We start from the raw sequence: 6000 nt of genomic DNA on the forward strand, positions 1-6000 counted from the left end.
GGGTCAGGCGTCGTTTCGTACCGTTCGGGGGCCCACCGACTGTGCTCCCCATTCGCCGACCCTGCGGCGCAGTTCTCGGTCGGCTGTTACGACGATGCATGGGCGGTCCGTGGACTCGGCGGTCAGTTCCACGATGGTGTCGTCGCCGCTGCCGGGGGCGGAGACGACCCGTACGCCCTCGATGGATTCGACGGACCGGGCCGCGCCCTCGACGACCAGTACGACCTCCAGCGGCCCTGGGTGCCCGGCGATGCCCTCGGCGGCGTACGCGACGAGCCTGTCCCGCAGGCGCTCGGCGGCCCCGTGCCGGTCGCGCCACCAGCCGTCGGGCACCGAGCCGACGACGTTGGCGGCGTCCACGACAAGGAGAGTTCTCATGGCGTCACCCTGGCACACCGGCGGCCGGGCCCCGGCCGGAAGTCGCGTGCGTCAAACGTAGACTTATGCCCCAGTAGGCGAGCAGAAGAGCAGACGACCACTTGCAGAAGGGCGGCGCCGACTCATGCCGCAGACGTCCGCCCCCAGGCCCGAGGGCCACGCCGCGACAGGCACCCTCGCGACAGCGCGCTGGCTGCTGCGGGGCAGGGACGGCAGGCTCACCGCGTACGCCCGCGCGGGCGAGGGACTGCTGCGCTGGACGGAGACCCGTCCCGGCGGCCCGGAGTGGACAGACCAGGAGTTCTTCGAGGCGCCGGACCTGACGCACCTCACCCTGGCCCAGGGCGTCGACGGATACGTCCACTTCATCGGCCTGCGCACGCGCGGCTCGGAGGTCGACGTGGTGCACAGCATCCAGTACCAGTCGGGCCGCCCGCTCATGGACTGGCGCTCACTCGGCAACCCGCACACCAAGATGGTCGAGCGCGCCCCGCACCTCGGCGCCCCGACCGCCGCAGTGGACGCCGTCGGCACGGTCCACGTCTTCGTGCGCGACGCGGTGAACAGCGTCCGGCTGCGGCGCGAAGGCAAGGGCGGCAAGTGGGAGGGCTGGAAGGACTTCAAGGTCCGCGAGGTCCTCGACGGCATCACGGCGATCGCCACCTCCACCGGCCGCGTGGAGGTCTTCGGCCCGGCGGAGAACAAGACGCTGCACTGGACCCAGGAGAAGCAGGGCGCCGAGTTCCAGCGCACGGGCGACATCCCGCTGCCCCCGTCCTCCGGCTCGGGCACGGCCCTGGAGACCGCCCCGGACCGCCTCACGTACTACGCCACCGACGCCCGCGGCAGAGGCGTCCTCGCCCACCGCTCCGGTGACGACGGCGACGACGGCGACGAGGACACCCGGCCCCTGGGCGGAGCCCCGGACACCGGCCATACGGCAGCCATCCGCGCGACGATCGAGGGCCACGACTGCACGGTCCTCGCCCACCGGGGCCAGGACGGCCGCCCCGTCATAGCGGCCTACCCGACGGAGGACGAGAAGGCGGGAGTCTGGTGGGCCGCCACCGGCGAACCCAGCCTGGGATCCCCCGCGTTGGCGTTGGACGCGCAAGGCCGCGTGGTCATGGCGGCCATCGGCCTCGACGGCACACTGCGGCTCGCGCGCCAGAAGGCGGAGTCGGGCCTCGCGCTGGAGGCGTGGGCGAAGGTCTGAGAACGGCCGATGCCCGGCCGGCCTCTCGGCCGGCCGGGCATCACCCGTATGCGGAGGTGCTACGCGGGAACGCTGGCCACGCCCGGCGCCAGGAACCGCTTGCCGTTGACCCGCTCGCTGACACCGGCCCGGTCCAGGTACGGCGTGACGCCGCCCAGGTGGAAGGGCCAGCCCGCGCCGGTGATCAGGCACAGGTCGATGTCCTGCGCCTCGGCGACGACACCCTCGTCGAGCATCAGACCGATCTCCTGCGCCACGGCGTCCAGCACGCGGTCGCGGGTCTGCTCCTCGGTCAGGACGGTGTCGCCCTGCTTGAGGAGAGCGGCGACCTCGGGGTCAAGCTCCGGCTTGCCGGAGTCGTAGACGTAGAAGCCGCGCTTGCCCGCCTTGACGACGGCGGCGAGGTTCGGCGACACCGTGAAGCGCTCCGGGAAGGCGCGGTTCAGGGTCTCCGACACGTGCAGACCGATGGCGGGACCGACCAGCTCAAGGAGCACCAGCGGCGACATCGGAAGCCCCAGCGGCTCGACGGCCTTCTCGGCCACCTCGACCGGGGTGCCCTCGTCGATGACGTTCTGGATCTCGCCCATGAAGCGGGTGAGGATGCGGTTCACGACGAACGCCGGGGCGTCCTTCACCAGAACCGCGGTCTTCTTCAGCTTCTTGGCGACACCGAAGGCCGTGGCCAGCGACGCGTCGTCCGTCTGCTCGCCGCGCACGATCTCCAGGAGCGGCAGGATCGCGACGGGGTTGAAGAAGTGGAAGCCGACGACCCGCTCGGGGTGCTTCAGCTTCGACGCCATCTCGGAGACCGAGAGCGAGGAGGTGTTGGTGGCGAGGATGGCATGCGCCGGAGCGACGGCCTCCACCTCCGCGAACACCTGCTGCTTGACGCCGATCTCCTCGAAGACGGCCTCGATGATGAAGTCGGCGTCGGAGAAGCCCTCGGCCTTGTCGAGCACGCCGGAGACGAGCCCCTTCAGACGGTTCGCCTTGTCCTGGTTGACGCGGCCCTTGAGGAGCAGCTTGTCGATCTCCTCGTGGACGTAACCGACACCCTTGTCCACGCGCGCCTGGTCGATGTCGGTCAGGACGACCGGCACCTCAAGACGGCGCAGGAAGAGCAGCGCCAGCTGCGAAGCCATCAGACCGGCACCGACGACGCCGACCTTCGTGACCGGGCGCGCCAGGTTCTTGTCCGGGGCACCCGCCGGGCGCTTGGCGCGCTTCTGGACGAGGTTGAACGCGTAGATGCCGCTGCGCAGTTCGCCACCCATGATGAGGTCGGCGAGCGCGACATCCTCCGCGTCGAAGCCCTTCTGCAGGTCGCCGTCCTTGGCGGCCGCGATGATCTCCAGGGCGCGGTAGGCGGCCGGGGCGGCGCCGTGCACCTTGGAGTCCGCGATGCCACGGCCACGCGCGACGGCGGCGTCCCAGGCCTCGCCACGGTCGATCTCGGGGCGCTCCACGGTGAGCGAGCCGTTGAGGACGGAGGCGGTCCAGATCAGCGACTGCTCAAGGAAGTCGGCACCCTCGAAGAGCGCGTCGGCGATGCCGAGCTCGAAGACCTGCTTGCCCTTGAGCTGGCGGTTCTGGTTCAGCGAGTTCTCGATGATGACCGAGACCGCGCGGTCCGCGCCGATCAGGTTCGGAAGCAGCGCGCAGCCGCCCCAGCCCGGTACGAGACCGAGGAAGACCTCGGGCAGCGAGAAGGCCGGAAGGGCCTTGGAGACAGTGCGGTACGAGCAGTGCAGACCGACCTCGACACCGCCGCCCATCGCGGCACCGTTGTAGTACGCGAAGGAGGGAACGGCGAGGGTGGAGAGCCGCTTGAAGACCTCGTGCCCGCCCTTGCCGATGGCGAGGGCGTCCTCGTGGCGCTTCAGGATCTCGACGCCCTTGAGGTCGGCGCCGACGGCGAAGATGAACGGCTTGCCGGTGACACCGACACCGACGATCGTGCCCTCGGCCGCCTCCTTCTCGACCTGGTCGATCGCGGCGTTCAGGTTCGCGAGCGAGCCCGGGCCGAAGGTGGTCGGCTTGGTGTGGTCGAAGCCGTTGTCGAGCGTGATGAGCGCGAAGCGCCCGGCGCCCGCGGGCAGGTCGAGGTGGCGTACGTGCGCCTGCGTGACGACCTCGTCCGGGAACAGCTCGGCCGCGCCCTTCAGAAGCTCCGTGGTGGAGCTGGTGGAGCTGCTCACTTGTCGCCTCCGGCGTCCTTGTGGTTCGGGTTCTCCCAGATGACGGTGGCGCCCATGCCGAAGCCGACGCACATCGTCGTCAGGCCGTAGCGGACGTCCGGCTGCTCCTCGAACTGCCGCGCCAGCTGCGTCATCAGACGCACGCCGGAGGAGGCGAGGGGGTGGCCGTACGCGATGGCGCCGCCGTACTGGTTCACGCGCGCGTCGTCGTCAGCGATGCCGTAGTGCTCGAGGAAGGCGAGCACCTGCACGGCGAAGGCTTCATTGATCTCGAAGAGACCGATGTCGGAGATGGAGAGCCCCGCCTGAGCGAGGGCCTTCTCCGTGGCGGGGATCGGCCCGTAGCCCATGACCTCAGGCTCAACACCCGCGAACGAGTACGAGACAAGCCGCATCTTCACCGGGAGGTTGTTCTCCCGGGCGAAGTCCTCGGAGGCGATGATCGACGCCGTGGCGCCGTCGTTGAGGCCCGCGGCGTTACCGGCGGTGACGCGGCCGTGCGTACGGAACGGGGTCTTCAGGCCGGAGAGGTTCTCCAGCGTCGTCCCCGGCCGCATCGGCTCATCGGCGGTGGCGAGGCCCCAACCGGTCTCACCGGCTTCCTCGTTGGTCCGCCGTACGGAGACGGGCACGAGGTCCTGCTGGATCTTGCCGTTGGCGTACGCCTTGGCGGCCTTCTCCTGCGAGCGCACGGCGTACTCGTCGGTGCGCTGCTTGGTGATGCTCGGGTAGCGGTCGTGCAGGTTCTCGGCGGTCATGCCCATGAAGAGGGCGGACTCGTCGACGAGCTTCTCGCTCACGAACCGCGGGTTCGGGTCGACGCCCTCGCCCATGGGGTGGCGGCCCATGTGCTCGACGCCACCGGCGATGACGGCGTCGTACGCGCCGAACGCGATGGAGCCGGCGGTGGCGGTGACGGCGGTCAGCGCGCCCGCACACATGCGGTCGATGGAGTATCCGGGCACGGACTGCGGAAGCCCCGCCAGGATGCCGGCGGTGCGGCCCAGCGTCAGACCCTGGTCGCCGATCTGCGTGGTCGCGGCGATGGCGACCTCGTCGATCTTGGCGGGGTCGAGGGCCGGGTTGCGGCGAAGGAGCTCCCGGATGGCCTTCACGATGAGGTCATCGGCACGGGTCTCGTGGTAGATGCCCTTCGGGCCCGCCTTGCCGAACGGGGTGCGGACGCCATCAACGAAGACGACGTCCCTGACGGTACGAGGCACGATGGCTCTCCTCCAGGGTGCGGGTGCGCCTGCCGGCGCGCTTCCGTACCCCATGCTACTTGCCGGTAACTATGCGGCCAAGGGCTGCCTGGTCCCGGCTCGGGGAGGCGAAGGTCACACTGGGGCGCGGGGGCGGGGCGGGGCTTTGCTGGGCCGGGGGCGTTGATGGTTACCGGGGCCGCCCGGTTGTCCTGAGGTTGGCGGTTCCGGGCCGGGAGTAAAGGGCGCTCCTACGTCGCGTCGGCTACGCCGATTCCGCTCCGCTCCACCCTTGACACCCGCCCCTCCACCGCGCGAGGGAAGACGACCGGACGGCCAGGGGGCGGGACTCTCGACCACTGCCGTGGGGCCGTCAGGCTTTCCTGCCGAGTGCGGACTGGTTCTTCGGGCGTGACCGTCACGGGGAGAAGGGCGGACGCCCGGTCCCCAGCCGGTCCGGGAATGGGCCCGGTCTCGTCAAGCGTCTGCCGACCGGATCGTCGGGGTGACCGTCACGAGGGGTAGGGCGGGCGCCCGGTCCGCAGCCGCTCGGGGATGGGGTGCGGTCTCGTCAAGCGTCTGGCGACCGGATGGGCGGGGTTGGGAAGGGGTGGTTGCAGGAAAGTCCCACTCCTTCCCGTGTGGGGGGTGAGTTGGTGGGACTTTTCTGCAATCCGCGTGCCGAGCTGCCTCGGCGCACCTACTTGGCAAAGTTGTGTTCTGGCAGGCAGGGGGCGCGCGCGTTGCCCGATGCGCCTTCTTGGAATTAGGTGCCGGACCCCCCAGCCGGCGCGCACCGGTGAGCGATCAGGCTCGTCATCGGCCGCGAGCCCGTGGGCTGGGACGGTGAGAAACCCGACGAGACCGGCACCCCTTCGGGACCGGCCGCACACCTCGTCCGTCCCCTGACGATCGCCCCGAGAAGATCGGGTCGGCAGTCGCTTGACGAGACCGGGGCCTGTCCCCGGAGCGGCTGCGGACCGGGCGCCCACCCTTCTCCCCA

Annotated in this window: 4 protein-coding genes; 1 reads left to right on the top strand and 3 read right to left on the bottom strand. The window is 70.3% G+C overall.

The window, feature by feature from the left end:
- Window positions 1–3: 3 nt before the first annotated feature.
- The gene (locus ACWGI2_RS01075; protein WP_453692882.1) at window positions 4–378 is read right to left on the bottom strand and encodes an NTP pyrophosphohydrolase; all 375 of its coding nucleotides are present in this window, start codon (window positions 376–378) and stop codon (window positions 4–6) included.
- Between the two features lie 124 nt (window positions 379–502).
- Here ACWGI2_RS01075 and ACWGI2_RS01080 point away from each other — a divergent pair, with 124 nt between their 5' ends.
- Window positions 503–1594 (top strand): hypothetical protein, encoded by a 1092-nt coding sequence (locus ACWGI2_RS01080; RefSeq protein ID WP_453692884.1) that lies wholly within the window; start codon window positions 503–505, stop codon window positions 1592–1594.
- Between the two features lie 59 nt (window positions 1595–1653).
- Here the strand turns inward: ACWGI2_RS01080 and ACWGI2_RS01085 are convergent, their stop codons facing one another.
- Both ACWGI2_RS01085 and ACWGI2_RS01090 read right to left on the bottom strand, forming a co-directional pair.
- The gene (locus ACWGI2_RS01085; RefSeq protein ID WP_453393976.1) at window positions 1654–3795 is read right to left on the bottom strand and encodes a 3-hydroxyacyl-CoA dehydrogenase NAD-binding domain-containing protein; all 2142 of its coding nucleotides are present in this window, start codon (window positions 3793–3795) and stop codon (window positions 1654–1656) included.
- Entirely contained in the window at window positions 3792–5018 is a 1227-nt protein-coding gene (locus ACWGI2_RS01090) for a thiolase family protein (protein ID WP_453393977.1), read from the bottom strand. The genes ACWGI2_RS01085 and ACWGI2_RS01090 overlap by 4 nt, the downstream gene beginning before the upstream one ends.
- Window positions 5019–6000: the final 982 nt, after the last annotated feature.

The organism is Streptomyces sp. NPDC054866 (assembly GCF_053610745.1).

Coding starts and splice junctions, on each gene's coding strand:
- ACWGI2_RS01075 (WP_453692882.1), bottom strand. CDS start 378: ATGAGAACTCTCCTTGTCGTGGACGCCGCCAACGTCGTCGGCTCGGTG.
- ACWGI2_RS01080 (WP_453692884.1), top strand. CDS start 503: ATGCCGCAGACGTCCGCCCCCAGGCCCGAGGGCCACGCCGCGACAGGC.